The organism is Pedobacter rhizosphaerae (assembly GCF_900111155.1).
GTDB lineage: Bacteria > Bacteroidota > Bacteroidia > Sphingobacteriales > Sphingobacteriaceae > Pedobacter > Pedobacter rhizosphaerae.
The window spans coordinates 37,930-57,412 of record NZ_FOGG01000003.1 but is presented as its reverse complement, the minus strand read 5'-3'; the positions used below and the strand labels follow the sequence as shown (position 1 = coordinate 57,412).

At 40.4% G+C, this 19,483-nt stretch carries 11 protein-coding genes; 10 read left to right on the top strand and 1 reads right to left on the bottom strand.

Going from position 1 to position 19,483, the window contains the following annotated elements:
- Positions 1-157 precede the first annotated feature (157 nt).
- From BMX11_RS03185 to BMX11_RS03145, 9 genes are all read left to right on the top strand, one after another.
- Positions 158-2,896 carry an alpha-L-rhamnosidase gene (locus BMX11_RS03185; RefSeq protein ID WP_175474459.1) on the top strand — a complete coding sequence of 913 codons (2,739 nt, stop codon included), beginning with the start codon at positions 158-160 and terminating at the stop codon, positions 2,894-2,896.
- Positions 2,897-2,956: 60 nt separating this feature from the next.
- Entirely contained in the window at positions 2,957-3,634 is a 678-nt protein-coding gene (locus tag BMX11_RS03180) for a DUF3826 domain-containing protein (RefSeq protein WP_090881320.1), read from the top strand.
- Between the two features lie 60 nt (positions 3,635-3,694).
- On the top strand, positions 3,695-4,831 hold the full coding sequence (locus BMX11_RS03175) for a sialidase family protein (RefSeq protein ID WP_090881317.1): 1,137 nt from the start codon (positions 3,695-3,697) through the stop codon (positions 4,829-4,831).
- Positions 4,832-5,608: 777 nt separating this feature from the next.
- On the top strand, positions 5,609-7,054 hold the full coding sequence (locus BMX11_RS03170) for a DUF4974 domain-containing protein (protein ID WP_139180117.1): 1,446 nt from the start codon (positions 5,609-5,611) through the stop codon (positions 7,052-7,054).
- Between the two features lie 4 nt (positions 7,055-7,058).
- Positions 7,059-7,958 carry a sugar phosphate isomerase/epimerase family protein gene (locus BMX11_RS03165; protein WP_090881314.1) on the top strand — a complete coding sequence of 300 codons (900 nt, stop codon included), beginning with the start codon at positions 7,059-7,061 and terminating at the stop codon, positions 7,956-7,958.
- A 9-nt stretch (positions 7,959-7,967) separates the two neighbouring features.
- Complete coding sequence (locus tag BMX11_RS03160; protein WP_090881310.1) at positions 7,968-10,478, top strand: L-rhamnose mutarotase; 2,511 nt, start codon at positions 7,968-7,970, stop codon at positions 10,476-10,478.
- Between the two features lie 28 nt (positions 10,479-10,506).
- Positions 10,507-11,592, top strand: a complete 1,086-nt coding sequence (locus BMX11_RS03155; protein ID WP_090881660.1) for a Gfo/Idh/MocA family protein — start codon at positions 10,507-10,509, stop codon at positions 11,590-11,592.
- A 197-nt stretch (positions 11,593-11,789) separates the two neighbouring features.
- Positions 11,790-13,379 (top strand): sodium:solute symporter family transporter, encoded by a 1,590-nt coding sequence (locus tag BMX11_RS03150; protein WP_090881307.1) that lies wholly within the window; start codon positions 11,790-11,792, stop codon positions 13,377-13,379.
- A 4-nt stretch (positions 13,380-13,383) separates the two neighbouring features.
- Positions 13,384-15,564 (top strand): alpha-L-rhamnosidase-related protein, encoded by a 2,181-nt coding sequence (locus tag BMX11_RS03145; protein ID WP_090881304.1) that lies wholly within the window; start codon positions 13,384-13,386, stop codon positions 15,562-15,564.
- 108 nt (positions 15,565-15,672) lie between these two features.
- Here the strand turns inward: BMX11_RS03145 and BMX11_RS03140 are convergent, their stop codons facing one another.
- On the bottom strand, positions 15,673-16,515 hold the full coding sequence (locus BMX11_RS03140; protein WP_245738564.1) for an IclR family transcriptional regulator: 843 nt from the start codon (positions 16,513-16,515) through the stop codon (positions 15,673-15,675).
- A 220-nt stretch (positions 16,516-16,735) separates the two neighbouring features.
- On the opposite strand from BMX11_RS03140, the gene BMX11_RS03135 reads away from it, so the two are divergent.
- Positions 16,736-19,483, top strand: coding sequence for a family 78 glycoside hydrolase catalytic domain (locus BMX11_RS03135; RefSeq protein ID WP_090881301.1), 2,748 nt, complete (start codon positions 16,736-16,738; stop codon positions 19,481-19,483).

Sequence of the window (19,483 nt, the reverse complement as noted above, 5' to 3'; positions counted from 1 at the left end):
AATAAGGGCTTTGACTACTTATGCCGATTTCACATCGGGAAGCTCTGACTGACGGTATTTAGCTTAAGTTAATAGCGTGGGTGGGAACACCAACCAAGAAATAGAAATGATCAACCTAGGTCTCCTAATGTGCCTCAGGTGGTTGAAAAATAAAAAAATGAATATAAAAATCTACATAGCGATAATCAGCATCTGCTTGCTACCCTTCCAAAAATCGGTGGCTCAGGTTACTTTGCAAAATACCACTTGTGAAATGTTGGTTAATCCAATGGGGATTGATGTGGTTCAGCCAAGACTAAGCTGGGAAATCAGGAGCAATCAACATGAAGTGAAGCAAAAGTCCTATCAAATATTGGTAGCCTCAAGCCTCGATAAACTGAATTCAAATGAGGGCGACTTGTGGAACTCGCAGAAAGTGAATGCGCAACAATCTATTCATTTGAAATATAATGGTGCCAAATTACAAAGCCGCATGCGTGCCTTTTGGAAGGTTAAAGTATGGACAAGCGCTGGCGAAAGCAGCTGGTCTGAACCCAATACATTTACCATGGGCTTATTGTACTACAAAGATTGGCCAAAAGGTTGGATTGGTTTTGATCGCGCCTTTCCATGGGATAATATTAAAACAGATTCAAGGCTATCAGCCAGATATTTTAGAAAAGAGTTTCAGAGCAATAAAAAGATTAAGTATGCCACTGCATCTATCATAGGATTAGGCTTATATGAGTTGTATGTCAACGGAAAAAAAGTTGGAGAAGATGTTTTAACGCCCGCAGCTACAGACTATACTCAAAATGTCAAATACAATACCTTAGATGTAACCAAGTATATTCAAGAAGGTAAAAATGCAGTGGGTGCTATTTTAGGAAATGGTCGTTTCTTTGCTATGCGCCAACACAACAAGCCTTATAAAATCAAGACATTTGGCTTCCCTAAAATGCTCCTGAATATCAACATTGTATACACTGATGGATCGACTGCCAACATTGATACTGATAACAGCTGGAAGGGTACAGCCGATGGACCTATCCGTACCAACAATGAGTATGATGGTGAGGAGTACGATGCAACCAAAGAAATGACTGGCTGGAATAAAGTGGGTTTTGATGATGGCAAATGGCTGAAAGCCGAATTTGTGCAGGAACCAACCGGAACTTATGAAGCCCAAATGAACGAGAACATTAAGGTGATGAATACCTTAACGCCAGTTTCAATTAAAAAGATGCCAGGGGGGAAGTATATTGTAGACATGGGACAGAACATGGTGGGTTGGCTGCAAATTAAAGTGAAAGGACAGAAAGGACAACAAATAAAATTGAGGTTTGCCGAATCATTACAAGATAACGGAGAGCTCTTTACCGCTAACCTTCGTGATGCCAAATGCACGGATTTATATACCCTAAAAGGCGCAGCTACTGAAACCTGGGAACCTACTTTTGTTTACCGTGGTTTTAGGTATGTAGAATTGAGCGGTTATCAATACGCACCTAAAATAAGCGATTTTGTAGGAAAAATGATCTACGACAACATGAAAACAGTAGGTACTTTCGAAAGTTCTAACGCTTTGCTGAACCAGATTTTCAAAAATGCCTGGTGGGGAATCGCAGGTAATTACAAGGGTATCCCACTGGATTGCCCTCAACGAAACGAGCGTCAGCCTTGGCTGGGAGATAGAGGTGCCGTGGCCCATGGAGAGAACTTTCTCTTTGATAATGGCCGGTTTTATGCCAAATGGCTACAGGATATCAGGTATTCGCAAAAGGAAGATGGTGCTATCCCGGATGTGGCTCCGGCATTTTGGCGGTATTACAGTGACAACATGAGCTGGCCAGGTACTATGCTTTTAGTGGCCGAAATGTTATATAACCAAACGGGTGATGCCAGTGCCATTCGCGACAATTATCCTGCAATGAAGAAATGGCTCGCTTACATGCAGGACCGATACATGAAAGATTACATTTTAACCAAAGACAGTTATGGAGACTGGTGTATGCCTCCCATCACAATTGAAGCTGGAAGAGGTAAAAGTGCAGATAAAAAATATCCTTCAGAATTGATTTCAACAGCTTACTATTATCATTTTATGGAACTGATGATGCAGTTTAGCAAAGTGACTGGTAATGAGTCGGATTACAAGTCTTTTGAAGCACTTGCAGACCAAATTAAATCTGCATTCCATAAGAAATTTTATAATGACAAAGGTTACTATGCCTCGAATGCCTTAACGGATAATATCATTCCACTTTACTTCGGAATGGTGCCCAAAGAAAACGTAGAAACGGTTTTTAAAAACATTGTTTACACCATCGAAGTAACCAATAAAGGGCATTTAAGCAACGGTTTGGTAGGGGTACAATGGTTAATGCGCTGCCTAAATGATTATGGCAGACCAGATCTGGCTTATACCATTGCAACTCAAAAAACGTATCCAAGTTGGGGCTATATGATAGATAATGGCGCAACAACCATTTGGGAATTATGGAATGGTAATACGGCCGATCCGAAAATGAATTCTCAAAACCATGTGATGATGTTAGGCGATTTATTAATCTGGTATTATGAAAATCTGGCTGGAATTAAGGCAGCAAGTCCTGCCTTCGAGCAGATCAAAATGAAGCCTGAACTGATTCAAGGCTTAAACCAGGTTAATGCAAGCTATCATTCAGCTTACGGAGAGATCAGGAGCAGTTATACCAAAACTGCTAACCAATTTAAATGGAACATCTCAATCCCGGCCAATACAACAGCACTCGTTTATGTGCCAGCAGGTAAAAGAGATGAGGTTTCAGAAAAATTTGTAGGACAGAAGGAACTAAAATTTATTAAAATGGAAGATAAACGTGCGGTTTATGAATTAGGTTCTGGCGATTATGCTTTTGAGGTGAATAAAAAATAAGGACATGTAACGATAAACCAGCTTTGATAATATTATAACTAACCAATATAAAACGAGACTATGAAAAATTTTTTAAAACCTATTGTGATGAGCTTCATGCTCTTAACCTCAATGAGCACATTTGCCCAGACCGAGGATGTTATCATTCCCGGCGAAATTTTAGACAAGGCAAAAGAATTTGTAAGTGCATTGAACCTAACTGATGCAAAGAAAAAGTCAGCTGTTGAAATGACGGTTGCTGTACATATGGTTAAAGTGCGCGACCGGCACAACCAACATCCAGCCTCAACAGTACCTGAGGGCATAAATCCTGTAACTGGAAATAAACTTACCGAACTAGACAGACAAATCATTGCAGACTCGGCAATGCCCGCAATTGTTCATCAGCATTTAATGAATGGCTTAAATAATAACCTAAGTCCAGAACAGGTAGAAATCATTTTAGATAAATACACGATTGGGAAGGTGGCTTTCACCATGCAAGGTTACAAAGCCATTGTTCCTGATTTAACAGCTGATGAAGAAGCAAAGATCCTGGTGTTTTTAAAACAAGCGAGAGAACAAGCCGTAGATTACAAGAATATGAAAGAAATTTCGGCGATTTTCGAAATCTACAAAACGAAATCTGAGCAATTGCTAAACAACAACGGTCGCAGCTGGAGAGCACTTTACAGCGCCTATACAAAGAAGATTAAAGAAGAGAAAGCGAAAAAAGCCAAAGAAAGCAACCAAAATTAGAAAATTGGACTCATGAAGGTATCTCAAATCTCATGTCTCAAATCTCACATCTCATAAACAATGATTAGAAGAAGAATATACATTACTGTCGGCTTGCTTGTGGCAAGCGTAATTGGTGCTCATGCACAGGTAGAAAAGTGGCAAACAGGGGTAGTTAAACAAGAATATTTGTACGATAAAGCGCCATTTCCTTCTTGTCACTCCGCAACTTTAGTAGAAACACCAACGGGTTTGGTTGCGTCGTTTTTTGGAGGGACTAAAGAGCGCCATCCTGATGTAGAAATTTATATCAGCAGATATGTAGATGGCAAATGGTTAGCTCCGGTTTCCGTAGCGAATGGCATTCAGCCTGATGGCAAAAGATTACCCACATGGAATCCGGTCTTGTATCAGGTTCCTGGTGGAGATTTATTGTTGTTTTATAAAATTGGTCCTAAACCATCAGAGTGGTGGGGTATGATGAAAACATCTAAGGACGGTGGACTCACCTGGTCTGAAGCGACTAAATTACCAGAGGGTAACATTGGTCCGGTGAAGAATAAACCGGTTTTGCTCAGTAATGGAAATCTTTTCGCTCCTTCCAGTAAGGAAGGTAATGGCTGGAAAATTCATTTTGAGGTAACCAATGACAACGGAAAAACCTGGAGAGTGGTTGGACCGCTTCCTGAAAATGGGATAAAGGCTATTCAGCCCAGTATTTTACAATATGGTAATGGTAAACTTCAAATTTTAGCCAGAACGGCCAATAGAGCAATTGTCGAATCATGGTCTACTGATAACGGAGAAACCTGGTCGCCATTAACTAAAACTTCCCTGCCTAACAACAACTCAGGAACAGATGCTGCAACGATGAAAGATGGTCGTCAGGTACTGGTTTATAACCACGTTTTGCCCCCTGGAGATTTGGCAAAAGGACCAAGAACGCCATTAAACGTATCGCTTTCTAAGGACGGAAAAAACTGGTCGGCAGCCCTGATTTTAGAAGATTCGCCCATTAGTCAGTATTCTTACCCGGCTGTAATTCAAACCTCTGATGGCATGCTGCACTTTATTTATACCTGGAGGAGAGAAAAGATTAAACATGTGGTGGTTGATCCTTCCAAGCTGAAATTGAAGAAAATTAAAAATGGCGTATGGCCGGCTTTGAAAGGATATACTGCTCCCGTAATTACAGAGACGAAAAATGAAGAGCCCTGAGAATAGGATTTCGGGATTATCATCCTGAGCTTGTCGATGGAAGATTGCTTCAGCACGCACAGGCTAGCATCGCAATGACAAACTTTCGGTAGCTCGTCATTGCGAGCAACGAAGCAATCTGATTGAAGAGCAAAAGAATGTTAATAAAGAAGATTGCTTCAGCACGCAAAGGCCAGCTTCGCAAGGACGGACTTTCGGTTGCTCGTGATTGCGGGAACGAAGCAATCTGATTGACGAGAAAAGAATATTAATAAATAAGATTGCTTCAGCACGCACATGACCGCTTCGCAAAGACAGACTTTCGGTAACTCGTCATTGCGAGGAACGAAGCAATCTGATTGATGAGAATAAGAATAATTAATAAATAAGATTGCTTCAGCACGCACAAGCCAGCTTCGCAAGGACGGACTTTCGGTAGCTCGTCATTGCGAGGAACGAAGCAATCTGATTGAAGAGCAAAAGAATGTTAATAAAGAAGATTGCTTCAGCACGCACAGGCCAGCTTCGCAAGGACGGACTTTCGGTTGCTCGTGATTGCGGGAACGAAGCAATCTGATTGACGAGAAAAGAATATTAATAAATAAGATTGCTTCAGCACGCACATGACCGCTTCGCAAAGACAGACTTTCGGTAGCTCGTCATTGCGGGGAACGAAGCAATTTGATTGACTGAGCTTGTCGAAGGAAGATAGCTGAGTCAACGCAGAAATACTTGTACGGAAAACTAATTCTGGTCGGTGAGGACACCAACCAGTAAAAAAAAAATAAAAAAATGGATATGAATTACTGGAATAAATTACTTCATTTAGCTCAAAGCCGTCTCCGCATCAGTGGTTTTTGGTTAGGCATCCTGTCTTTATTCCTCAGCAATAACCTTATTGCTCAAACCCAAAACACCGATAACCAGTATAGGAAACCGCTTCTACAGGTTTTGAAAGACGTGGAAACCAGGTTTAACGTTAAAATTAAATACGCCGATCCTCAAGTTAAAGACAAATGGGTTAACTATGCCGACTGGAGATTCCGAGGCAATGTGGACGAAACCCTTGCGAATATTTTAACGCCTTTAGACATGAAGGTGAATAAAGAAAAGCCAGGTCTTTATAAACTTAAAGAATATGAATATTACCGCTGGGAAGTTCAGGATGGCTGGAATTATTTAGATAGCCTGGCCACAAAATACACTGACCAAGCCAGCTGGGAAAAGCGTAAAGCGCAGATCAGACCAGAGCTTTATAAAGCATTATTGTTAGATCCCTTACCTGCCCAGCCTAATTCAAAGCCCATTATTACCCCCAAAAGAGTAATGGATGGCTACACCGTTGAGAACATCGCAATCGAAATTTTACCTGGCGTTTGGATCAATGGTTCTCTTTATAAACCATTGAATGTAAAAGGTAAAGTACCTGTAATCTTAAGTCCTGATGGACATTGGGAGAAACAACGTTACCGTGCAGATTGTCAGATCCGCTGTGCCACAATTGCCCGAATGGGTGCTATGGCTTTCAGTTACGATCTTTTTGCCTGGGGCGAATCTCAACTCCAATTCAAATACGAAGACCACAGAAGGAGCCTGGCGCAAACCATTCAAACTTTAGGTGGCATTCGTATTCTCGATTATGTATCCGCGCTCAAAGAAACCGATAAAAACCGCATTGGTATCAGTGGTGGTTCTGGTGGGGGAAGTCATACGGTGCTTATGGCTGCAATGGACAATAGAATCAAGTTAAGCGCGCCAGTAGTGGCTATGTCTTCTTATTTTTACGGTGGCTGTCCCTGCGAAAGCGGTATGCCCATCCATCAATGTGCCGGTGGTACAGATAATGTTGAATTGGCAGCTATGGCAGCGCCTCATCCACAATTAATTGTGTCTGATGGAAGCGACTGGACTGCCCACACCCCTCAACACGATTTCCCATACCTGCAAAAAATGTATGGATACTATGGCGTAAAGGATAAAGTAGAAAATGTTCATCTTCCGGAAGAGAAACACGATTTCGGCATCAATAAGCGCATTGCATTGTACGATTTCCTGATTAAATATTTCAAACTCAACGGAAATGCGGTAAACGATAAATCAGGCCGTTACGATGAGAGCAAAGTAACCATTGAGAAAGAAAATGCCTTATATGTCTTCGGAGATAAGGGAGAAAAATTACCCAAAAATGCGGTAATGGGATTTGAGAATCTGGAAAAGTTATTTTATTCAACAACAAGTAAATAGGCTGATGGAGTTCAATCAAAACAGGAGGCGTTTTATAGGGCAGTTGGCCTTGGTAACAGGCAGCTTATGCCTGCCAAATCAATTGTTATTTGCAGCTGAAAAGAGAAATCGCTACAAAGTGGCAGTGATTGACCTCATGATCCTCAAAAGACAGAAAATTAGCGCTTTTCCCTTGGCCAAAGAAATTGGAGCCGATGGGTTAGAACTGGATATGGGCGGCTTAGGGAACCGGGAAACATTTGATAATAAGCTCGCAGACCCAATCACCAGACAGCAATTTTTAGATCAGGCCAAGGCGTTAAATATTGAAATCTGTTCTTTAGCCATGACTGGATTTTACGCGCAATCTTTTGCCACCCGCCCAACTTATCAAAAAATGATTCAGGACTGCCTGGATACGGCAAAGTCGATGGGCGTAAAGGTGGTTTTTCTTCCATTAGGTATTCAGGGCGATTTAATTAAGTATCCCGAACTCCGGGGAGCCATTATTGAAAGACTAAAAGTTGCTGGTAAAATGGCTTCCAAAGCAGGCGTTATTATCGGAATTGAAAGCGCTTTAGATGCAAAAGGAGAGTTGGCATTGCTACAGGAAGTTGGATGTAAAGCCGTTAAAAGCTATTTCAATTTTTCTAATGCCTTAAAAAACGGAAGAGATTTACATCAGGAATTAAGGATTTTAGGTAAGAAGCACATTATCCAGATTCACAGCACAAATGAAGACGGTGTATGGCTGCAGAACGATCCCAAAATTAATTTACAAGAAGTTAAACAAACACTAGATGATATGGGTTGGAAGGGATGGCTGGTGGTAGAACGCTCAAGAGATGCCCAAACACCAACAGACGTAAGAAGAAACTTTACAGCCAATACCACATACCTAAAATCAATTTTTCAAGCCCAGTAACCCTTTAAGATGAAGAAGTTAAGTATTACGCTTTTGTTATTAATAAATTTATGTTACCTGCAAGCTCATGCGGTAGATATTTATGTTGCTACAAACGGCGCAGATACAAACACAGGTGCCAAAGAAAAGCCTTTAGCCTCATTACATGCTGCATTGCGAAAAGCCCGGGAGCTTCGTCGTTTAAATGACCCTGCTGTAAAAACCGGAGTGCGGATTATCATTAAAAAAGGCTTTTACAAACTGGACGAACCGATTGTTATTCGTCCTGAGGATGCAGGAAGTAAAGAGAGCCCCACAGAAATCGTCGCCCATGATAATGAAAAGGTGGTTTTTAGTGGTGGAACGGAAATTAAAGGATGGAAAAAAGTAACAGGAAAAATCCCTGGCTTACCGAAAAATGCAGTAGGGAAGATTTGGGTTGCAGATATACCTAACTATGGGGGTGTTGACTTACTTTTCAGGCAACTTTGGATTAATGGTGAAAAGGCTACTAATGCGAAATATTTTAATGGTGATGAAATGGGTAGAATTTTATCTTGGAATACGGAAAAACAAACTTGTGCCATTCCCTTACCCAAAGGCATAAACCTAAACGAAAGCAACAGCATTGAAATGCTGATCCACCAATGGTGGGCTGTAGCCAACCTGCGGGTAAAGTCTGTTAAAATAGATAAAACAAAGGCAGAATTGTATTTTATGCAACCGGAAAGCAGAATCCAGTCTGAACACCCCTGGCCAGCACCCTGGTTCTCCCAAAAAACAGGGAATTCTGCCTTTAACTTATACAATTCCATCCAATTTTTAGATCAACCCGGAGAATGGTTTGAAGACCTGAAAAATCATAAACTTTATTATTGGCCAAAAGCAACAGAAAATTTGAGCCATGCGCAGGTTATTGTACCGGTTTTAACGCAATTAATGAAAGTAGAGGGGAACATAGATCATCCCGTGTCTCATATCACTTTTAAAGGCATTTCCTTTGAGCACAGCAGCTGGTTGAGACCGGCTCAGCAAGGGCATGTTCCGCATCAGGCAGGAATGTACATGCTTGATGCCTATAAACTTAAAGTACCCGGCACAGCAGATAAAAAGAATTTAGAAAACCAGGCTTGGGTGGGTCGGCCTGCAGCAGCAATTGAAATTCAGTATGCCAATCAGGTTAATTTTGAATCCTGTAGCTTTGAACATCACGCTTCAACCGGCCTGGATTATGGAAAAGGAACGCATAATAACACCATCAAAGGTAATTTATTTAAAGACATCGGTGGCTCTGGGATTTTGATGGGTACATTCTCAGATGAATCAACGGAAGTACATTTGCCTTATCTACCTAAAGATTTAAGGGTAGTGTCTAAAGATAATAATATTGAAAATAACCTCATCACAGATGTAACTAATGAGGATTGGGGTGCAGTAGGTATTGGTGCCGGATATGTGAATGGACTGAAGATTCTTCACAATGAAATTAGTGATGTTTCTTATTCGGGCATTAGCATGGGTTGGGGCTGGACCAAAACCAAAAATGTGATGGCGAACAACATCATAAAGGGAAATAAAATTCATCATTACGGCAAGCACATGTACGATGTGGCCGGAATTTATACCCTTTCCGCGCAGCCGGGTTCCCAAATCACAGAAAATGTTGTCGATAGTATCTACAAAGCACCTTATGCACATCTTCCAGAACATTGGTTCTATCTTTATACTGATGAAGGCTCATCGGGTTTCACCATTAAGGATAACTGGACACCTAATGAAAAATACCTGCAAAATGCCAATGGGCCAGATAATATATGGAAGGACAATGGGGCAAATGTTTCATCAACCATTAGAAAAAATGCTGGTTTAAGCCCTGCTCATCGATATCTGCAAAAATATAAAGCAAGTCATTCAAAAAGAGGAACCAATATTGCTATTGCTAAGCCTGTATTTTTTGAGCTGATCTTCCATGCAGACAGCATCCCGGATTCGGGCACCTTAAAAACTTTTGCACAGGAAAATAATCTTAAAACCACCGATATTTTTAACTGGAGTAATCGCCTGGTTATCTATACTTCCAACTTAAAAGTGGAAAGCCTGCAGCAAACCCTGAAACGATTAAATCCAACCGCCATTAAACTTTATGAAGATCAGATTTATCATTTCAACAGAAAGGTAAATTGCGGATTAGAACCTGTGAAAGAATGGGACAACATCATTTTATCGGCAAATCTGGTTAAAGATAAAAAACTACAGTCCGAATACCTGGATTATCATAAAACCCAATTCGAAAAGTGGCCAGAACTATCAAAAGGCTTCTGTAACGCAGAATTTCAGCAATTGGTGATTTATAAAAACGATCGGCAATTGATGCTGATTATCAGTATACCTAAAGGAAAAAGCCTGGATGAGCTTAATCCGAAAACCACAGCAAATAACCCAAAAGTAGACGAATGGAATGCCCTCATGAAGAAATACCAGGAAGGCATTGCAGGAACAAAACCCGATGAAGTTTGGGTTTTCTTTAAACCATTAAACTAACCATAAAACGCTTAGAAAAAATATGACCATGTTAAGATTAGGGATCCTAGGATTAGGAGAGGGCAGAAGCACCATTTCTGCATCATTATCGAGTAGAAAATTCAAATTGATTCAGATTTGCGATGCCAATAAAAAGCTTTGCGAGGAACGTGCACTGGAATTTGATTTTCAAAACTGGACCACCAATTATGAGGATATGTTAACCAGTGATAAGATCGATATGATTGCGATTTACACACCAGATCACCTGCATTTTGAGCACATCAAACAAGCCTTATTGCATGGAAAGCATGTGGTTTGCACCAAACCTTTTATCGATGATTTATCTCAGGCCAATGAACTGCTCGAATTAGGCAAAAAATCCAGAAAAAAGGTATTTGTAGGTCAGAGTTCACGCTTTTTTGAACCTGCCATGAGACAAAGAAAAGATTTTGATGCAGGCCTAATCGGGGATCTGATCACCATAGAAAGTCATTATCACGCAGATCACCGCTGGTTTTTAGAAAAAGGCTGGTCCTTAAAGCAATCCTTCAAATGGCTATATGGCGGCTTAAGCCATCCGGCAGATTTTATTCGCTGGTATTTGCCTGATATTGAAGAGGTAATGGGCTATGGCATGCTTAGTAGTAATGGGAAAAGTGCTGGTTTGAAAAATCAGGATACCATGCATTTCATTTTCAAAGCTAAAGATGGCAGGATTGCCAGGGTGAGTGGTGCTTACACCGGTCCTACGCAACCTACGGCACGAGATAGCGGTATGTCCTGCATACTAAGGGGTACTGAGGGCGCAAGTCAGGCCGATTATCATGAATTACGTTATGCCATAACAGACAATACCGGCGAAGAGCGTATCATTCGTTGGGGAGATGCTACCTTAAAACATTATTTCCGTTTTGAAGGCCAAAGTCACCATGCCGGAGAGTATCAAAACTACCTGGATTACTTTGCCGATAGCATCAACAACAACTTTACCGCCTACCCCGATTTAAAGGAAGGCATTGGCACTGTGGCCTTGCTTCAGGCAATGGATAAATCTTTAGAAACAGGGTTGCCTGTAAAAATAGATGATATTTTGAACGCGAATAGCATTACCAGGGAGTCTATTGGCCTGTAAATCATGGTTTGTGACATAGAAACCATTTGAGAATATACAATCAAAGCAAAAGGCAATACATGGCGCGTGTCCATACCCCGGATCCTTCACTCAGGATGCAGCAAGATGAATATTTCATGGTAGGTGTGTCACGAACAATCAAAGTAAAAAGCAATACATGGCGCGTGTGCCACGCGCCATGGGTCAAATTATAACTAATGGGAAACATTATAGAACGTTTAACCAGTTTAGATTACCTCATCGTGGCAGCATATGTCATTATTTTGGTATTCATTGGTTACAAAGCCAGTTTTTCGAAAGGCGAAAAAAAGGATGAGAATCTCTTTCTGGCTAATAAATCTTTAGGCTGGGCAAGTATTGGCTTTAATATGTGGGGCACCAATGTGGGGCCTTCCATGTTACTTGCCTTTGCCAGTATAGGCTATACCACTGGTATTGTGGCGGTAAATTTTGATTGGTATGCATTTATCTTTTTATTCTTGCTTGCCATCGTTTTTGCACCCAAATACTTAGCGGCGAAAGTAAGTACCATGCCCGAATTCATGGGGAATCGCTATGGCGACTCTACTCAAAATATCCTGGCCTGGTATGCCCTGGTTAAAATTCTGATCTCCTGGCTATCTTTGGGCTTATTCGCCGGAGGGTTTTTAGTTCGTCAGATTTTGGGTATCCCTATGTGGCAATCGGTCACCGTATTGGTTGCCTTCGCAGGTTTGTTTACCTTTTTTGGTGGATTGAAAGCCATTGCCAAAGTAAATGTATTTCAGATGATTTTACTGATTGCGGTATCGCTTTCACTAACCATATTGGGCTTGTACAAAGTAGGTGGAATAGCCGAATTATACCAAAAAACGCCATCGCATTTCTGGAACTTAGTTCAGCCAGCCAGCGATCCTAAATATCCCTGGTACGCCATTTTACTAGGTTATCCGGTAGCTGCAGTCGCTTTTTTCTGTACCGATCAATCTATGGTTCAATCTGTTTTAGGAGCCAAAAATTTAAAACAGGGACAGTTGGGAGTGAGCTTTATTGGCTGGTTAAAAATACTTTCACTCCCCTTATTCATCCTTACGGGAATATTGTGTTACGTGCTTTTCCCCAATTTGAAAGACCCTAATGAGGCCTACATGACCATGGTTACGAATCTTTTTCCGCCAGGAATGAATGGTTTAGTGATTGTGGTGCTGATTGCCGTTTTAGTGGGAACAATTGGATCTTCATTAAATTCACTGAGTACGGTTTTTACCATGGATGTTTATGTAAAGAAGTTCAACCCCACTGCCAGCAATGAGCAAATTGTTAAGGTAGGCAGGTTGGCTGTTGTAGCAGGCTGCATCTTTGCAGTAATTGTTGTACTTGCTATTGATAACATTAAAGGATTGAATCTTTTTGATGTTTTTCAATCGGTTTTAGGCTTTATTGCGCCACCGCTTTCTGTGGTGTTTTTACTGACGGTATTCTGGAAAAAAACCACCAGGAAAGCCGTTAATTTTACACTTTCCATCGGCTCCATTTTTAGTTTGGGGGTTGGAATAACCTATTTATGGATTTTACCACCAGATAAATTTGGCTTTTGGCCACATTATTTGATTCTTTCCTTCCTGATCTTTATGGTTTTGTTGTTCCTCGCTGTAGTGATTTCTATCCTGGATCGATCACCTAGTGTTTATCAGGTTAATGAATCGCATCAGGCCAACATTGAAAAACCTGATCGCACAGTATGGATTTCCTGGATTGCATTAGCCATTGTAATGGTTTTACTTTATATTTTCTTTAACGGACATTAATTGTATGAAACACAGAATTTGCCTTTTTCTGGCACTTGCAGCAAGTTTATTTGTAGACCAGGCACAAGCTCAAAAGGCTTCCTGGATTTGGTACCCTGGCGATTTTGATATCTACATGAGCAATGTGATGCAAAACAGAAGGACTGAAAGAGGATCTTTTTTTCCTGTCTTTTGGAAGATGGATAGTCATTATGTTTTGGTCGATTTTCACAAGGAATTTACGTTAACCGAACCAGAAGAAGTTAAGTTGTATGTAGAAGGTACCTACAATGTAAAAATAGACGGTCAAGCCATTTCCGGTTTCCCGAAAACCATTAAAATTCCAGCCGGGAAGCATAAATTAAGTTTAAAGGTTTATAATCAAGCCCAGGTTCCTGCAATTTTTGTTCAGGGAAAAACCGTGATATCTGATGAAACCTGGCTAAGTACCTTTGAAGATAAGGAGTGGATTGATGCCAGTGGTAAAACCTCAGATAAATCGGGAACAACCTTTGTTTCTGCTGGATCATGGCATTTTACCGACCCTTTAATTGCACCATCTGCGTTCAAATTGCCCGTTACCCCTCATGCAGCTACGAAAATAGAAAAGGCAAACCAGGGAACTTTATCCGATTTTGGAAAAGAAACTTTCGGATTTATTAAGGTTCATGGATTGAGGGGTAAGGGCAGAATGAGTATTTATTATGGAGAATCCAGAGAAGAAGCGCTATCAACAGATAAATGTGAAACCCTTGACTATCTGGATATAGATCTATCCGCTAAAAAGGACTCCATCATGCCCTTATCTAAGGCTTTCAGATACGTAAATGCACAATACGAGGGTTCTGTAGCAGCAGATTCTATCTCTATGTTATATGAGTATGCTCCCGTAACCGAAAAGGGGAGTTTTAAGTCATCTGATAAGGAGTTGAACAAAATTTATGATGTAGCCAAGTATACTTTTCACCTCAACACCCGCGAATTTTTCATCGATGGCATCAAAAGAGACAGATGGGTATGGTCTGGAGATGCTTACCAAAGCTACCTGATGAATTATTATTCATTCTTTGATGCCGAAACAGTTAAAAGAACATTATGGGCACAGCGTGGAAAGGATCCTGTAACGGCTCATATTAACACCATTATGGATTATTCTTTCTATTGGTTTTTGGGGATTTACGATTACTACAAATTCACAGGCGATCAGAAATTTGTACAGGATATTTACCCACGAATGCAATCTTTAATGACTTACATTGATGGCAGAAAGAATAAAGATGGATTGTTAGAATGGATGCCCGGCGACTGGATATTCATAGACTGGGCTGATAAATTGAGTAAAGAAGGGGAAGTGAGCTTCGAACAGCTTTTATATGCCAGAAGCTTAGAAACGATGTCGCTTTGCGCTAAACTGGCCAATGATGCCGATGGTGCTGCGAAATATGATCAACAAGCAACAACATTAAAAAAGAAGCTTTTTGACCTTTACTGGAACGCCAATAAACAGGCTTTGGTGCACAGCAGAATAGCGGGAAAACCTACAGACAATGTAACGCGCTACGCAAACATGTTTGGCATCTTCTTCGATTATTTTACTGCGGATCAAAAGCTAGGGGTAAAAAAGAATGTGCTTTTAAACGATAACGTGGCTAAAATCACTACACCTTATATGCGCTTTTATGAATTGGAGGCATTATGTGCCATGGGTGAGCAATCTTACGTGCTTAAAGAGATGAAAAGCTATTGGGGTGGTATGTTAAAGCTTGGTGCAACCTCTTTTTGGGAAGAATATAATCCAGATAAAAAAGGGACAGAACATTTAGCCATGTATGGCAGGCCCTTTGGAAAAAGCTTGTGCCACGCCTGGGGTGCCAGTCCGATTTATTTGCTGGGAAGATATTATTTAGGCGTTCAGCCAACCAAACCCGGTTATAAAACTTATGCCATTGAACCTAATTTAGGCGGTTTGGCCTGGATGGAAGGTAAGGTGCCTACACCTAATGGCGATATTGAAGTCTATTGCAGCAACAAAGAAATCAAAGTGAAATCAGCGGTCGGGATGGGCACTTTAAAATTAAAAAGTAAATCTAAGCCAAATGCTCCTGGTGCTGTGGTGACAGAAATAGGGAAAGGTGTATACGAGATAAAGATTGAAAAAGGGAAGGAGTATAAAATAAAATATACATATGGTCCCCATGGTCTGTGACACACAGACCATAATCAAATAACTTGTTAAACTCACCATGGTTCGTGTGTCACGAACCATTGGTAAAAAAATGAGGTTGTTAATGGGGGCATGACACACGAACCATGGTTACAACCCAATCCTTTGCTCAATTTTCTTAACACATTTATTCGCTTCCGCTAAAATCTCTTCATTGTTAATGCTCTTGTCGTTATTTAACGCAGTTAACATAGAGATGGTTAAGCAGGCAATAATGCCATTATCACTCGCTATCCCAACAGGAACAGAAATATCGGTTACACCAGCAGCTAAATCGCTGGTTCTGAGATATGCACCATTTTTTCTGATTTCTTCCAATGATAACAGAAATTCCTCCTGTTTGGGCTTAGGGTATTTTTTAAAAATGGCGTTGGTTTTAAGTGTTTTATTCCGCTCCGCATCCGTCATGTAAGCCAACAAAACCTTGCCCGATGCAGTAAGTGGCAGCGGGAATAAGTTGCCTTCTTCAATAGATAAGGCAATAGGACCCGGACTTTTAGCATGAATAATCACCATTACCTGGTTCATGTATAAAATACTCAAGTGGCATGATTGACGTACGCTATTGGCTAAGTCCTCCAATGGGAATTGTGCGGCTTTGCGCAATTCATCAACAGGAGAGTGGCGATGAGAAAGATAAAATAGTTTTAAAGACAAACGGTATTTTCCTGAAACCTCATCACGTAAAATATAACCGCGACTTTCCAAACTCATTAGCATCCTGTAAATCTCATTAGGGGTTTTCTCAATGCCTACTGCAATTTCGGTTTGCGACAGGGGAATAGATTGAGCAGATAAATACTCCAATATATCCAGCCCTTTATCCAAAGCAGGAGCCTGATACTTCGATTCTTTCTCGTTCATGGGTTTATTATTTGGTTGTAGCGTATTTTTTACAATTTCAAACATACAAAATGCTTTCTTAATCTGCATAATACACATTTAAATAATTAATGCAATAATATAGCTTTTCATATTTAAAAAAAATATTTATATTTGAATTAATGCTTCATGTTAAACCCAGGTGTTTAACCTGAATTGATCTGAAATAGAGATTGTAATTATTCTAGTTCATTTTTGCATTGGATAACCAATTATAAACCAAATATTTATATCGTAAATGATATAAAATTAGCTAACCGCTAAGGAGTATATGAGCAAATTTATTATCTTTTTTGGACTATTGCTGACCAGCTTTTCGCTTCATGCACAAATTAAGATTGTAGATTTAACCTGCGATTATAAAAGCAATCCCATCGGAATTGATCATCTACAACCGGTTTTAAACTGGAAAATTCAATCAGCTAAGCACAATATTAAACAAACAGCTTATCAAATCTTGGTTGCTGATAATGCAAGGGATTTAGCTCAAAACAAAGGAAATATCTGGGATTCTAAAAAGGTAAATACTTCGCAGTCTCTTCAAATAATTTATTCAGGACAGAAATTAATGGCTACCAAGGCTTATTACTGGAAGGTTAAGGTATGGGATAATCAAAATCAAGCTACCTGGAGCGAGCCAGCCTTCTGGCAGATGGGATTATGGAGTGCTGCCGATTGGAAAGGTGCCAAATGGATCGCTTATGAAAAATTAGCAGATACCAATGTCAACATTCTTCCAACAGATGGTAAGAAGGATAAATTCAATGCCAATAATGTCTTGCCGATGTTCCGTAAAAGTTTCAGGGTTTCTAAAGAGATTAAGCGGGCAACGGTATTTATCTCCGGTTTAGGACATTTTGAAATGCATTTGAATGGCCAAAAAGTTGGTGATGATTTCTTATCACCGGGATGGACGAAATACGATAAAGAAGCTTTGTATGTAGCCTATGATTTAACTAAGCAACTTAAACAAGGTGAAAATGTAATTGGCGTACTATTGGGCAATGGCTTTTATTATGTTCCGCCGGTAAAGGAACGGTATCGCAAGTTGAAATCAGCCTTTGGCTACCCTAAGTTAATTTGCAGACTACAAATTACTTATACAGACGGCACTACAGCAGATATTTTGAGCAATCCTACTTGGAAAATAGCTCCTTCTGCCATTACTTTTTCTAGTATTTATGGGGGAGAAGATTATAATGCCAATTTAGAGCAGCACGGCTGGGATTTACCAGGATTTAGTGATCTAAAATGGAAAAATGCACTTACAGTTGATGGACCTGCGTTAAAAGCTCAAAAAGAAGAGCCGGTTAAAATATTTGAAAACTTTTCAGCAAAAAAAATCAGTGCTGTAAACGGTGGCGATTGGGTGTATGACCTTGGACAAAATGCATCTGCCATTATCGAGATTAAAGTACGCGGCAAAAAAGGAGATACTGTTCGCTTTACCCCAGCGGAACTGTTAAAGGCAGATGGTAGTGTTACCCAGAAAAATATTGGCGGTCCATCTTACTTTACCTATGTACTGAAAGGTGAGGGCATAGAAACCTGGCGTCCTAGGTTTACCTATACCGGTTTTCGCTATGTGCAGGTTAAGGGAGCTGTTCCGGCAGGAAAAGAGCCTAATTCGGCACTTCCTGTTCTTGAAGCATTAAAAGGCCTACATATCAGAAATGCGGCAGAAAAGGTTGGGACTTTTACCAGTTCGAACTCTTTATTCAATAAAACAAATGATTTAATCGACTGGGCAATAAAAAGCAACATGGTAAGTGTTTTTACTGATTGTCCGCATCGTGAAAAATTAGGCTGGCTGGAAGAGCTTCACCTCATGGGTAGTTCGGTAAGGTACAATTACAATGCAGCGTCCTTGTTCAAAAAAGCCCTGGAGGATATGAAAAACTCGCAGCTTGACAATGGACTTATACCTGAAATTGCGCCAGAATATGTCAAATTTGAATGGGGTGGAGATATGTTTCGCGATTCACCTGAATGGGGAAGTAGTGGTATTTTAATGCCCTGGTACCTCTATCAATGGTATGGTGATAAGCAAGCGATCATTGACTACTATCCGATGATGCAGCGTTATATCAGTTATCTGGGTACCAAAGCCGATAACCATATACTGTCACAAGGATTGGGCGATTGGTATGACCTTGGGCCAAAACCTCCAGGCGTTTCGCAATTAACCCCAATGGGCGTTACCGGTACAGCCATTTACTATTATGATTTAACCATACTAAACAAGATGGCAACGCTTTTAGAAAAAAAAGCGGATGCTTTAAAGTATGAGCAGCTTGCCGCTCAGGTAAGCAAAGCTTTCAACGATAAGTTCTACAATCCTCAAACTAAACAGTATGCTACTGGAAGTCAGGCTGCTAATGCCATGGCGGTATTTATGGGTTTGGTAGCCGATCAGGATAAGCATTTGGTTGTTGATAATCTGGTAAAAGACATCAGAGACAGAAATAATAGCTTAACGGCAGGAGACATTGGTTACCGTTACGTGTTGAGGGTTTTGGAAGATGCTGGAAGGTCTGACGTGATTTTTGATATGAACAGCAGGTCTGATGTTCCAGGTTATGGGATGCAGATTGAAAAAGGGGCTACCGCATTAACCGAATCATGGGCAGCATTACCTACAGTATCTAATAATCATTTTATGTTAGGCCATTTAATGGAATGGTTTTACAGTGGCGTAGGAGGCATTAGTCAGGAAGATGATGGTATCGCATTTAATAAGATCCGCATTTACCCACAAGTGGCTGGTGATTTGAAATCGGCTAAAACCACTTACAATTCGCCTCATGGCTTAATCGCTACAGATTGGAAAAAGGTTAATGAAAGCTTTGAAATTGCAGTTGATATCCCGGCCAATACAAGGGCGAATATCTATTTGCCAATCCAGGTAAATCAAAATATAAAAGAAGAAAATAAAGCTCCTTTTACGCGCTTAAAGGATGAAAAAGGAAGAGCAAAAATTGAAGTAGGTTCCGGACACTATAAATTTAAGGTTAATTAA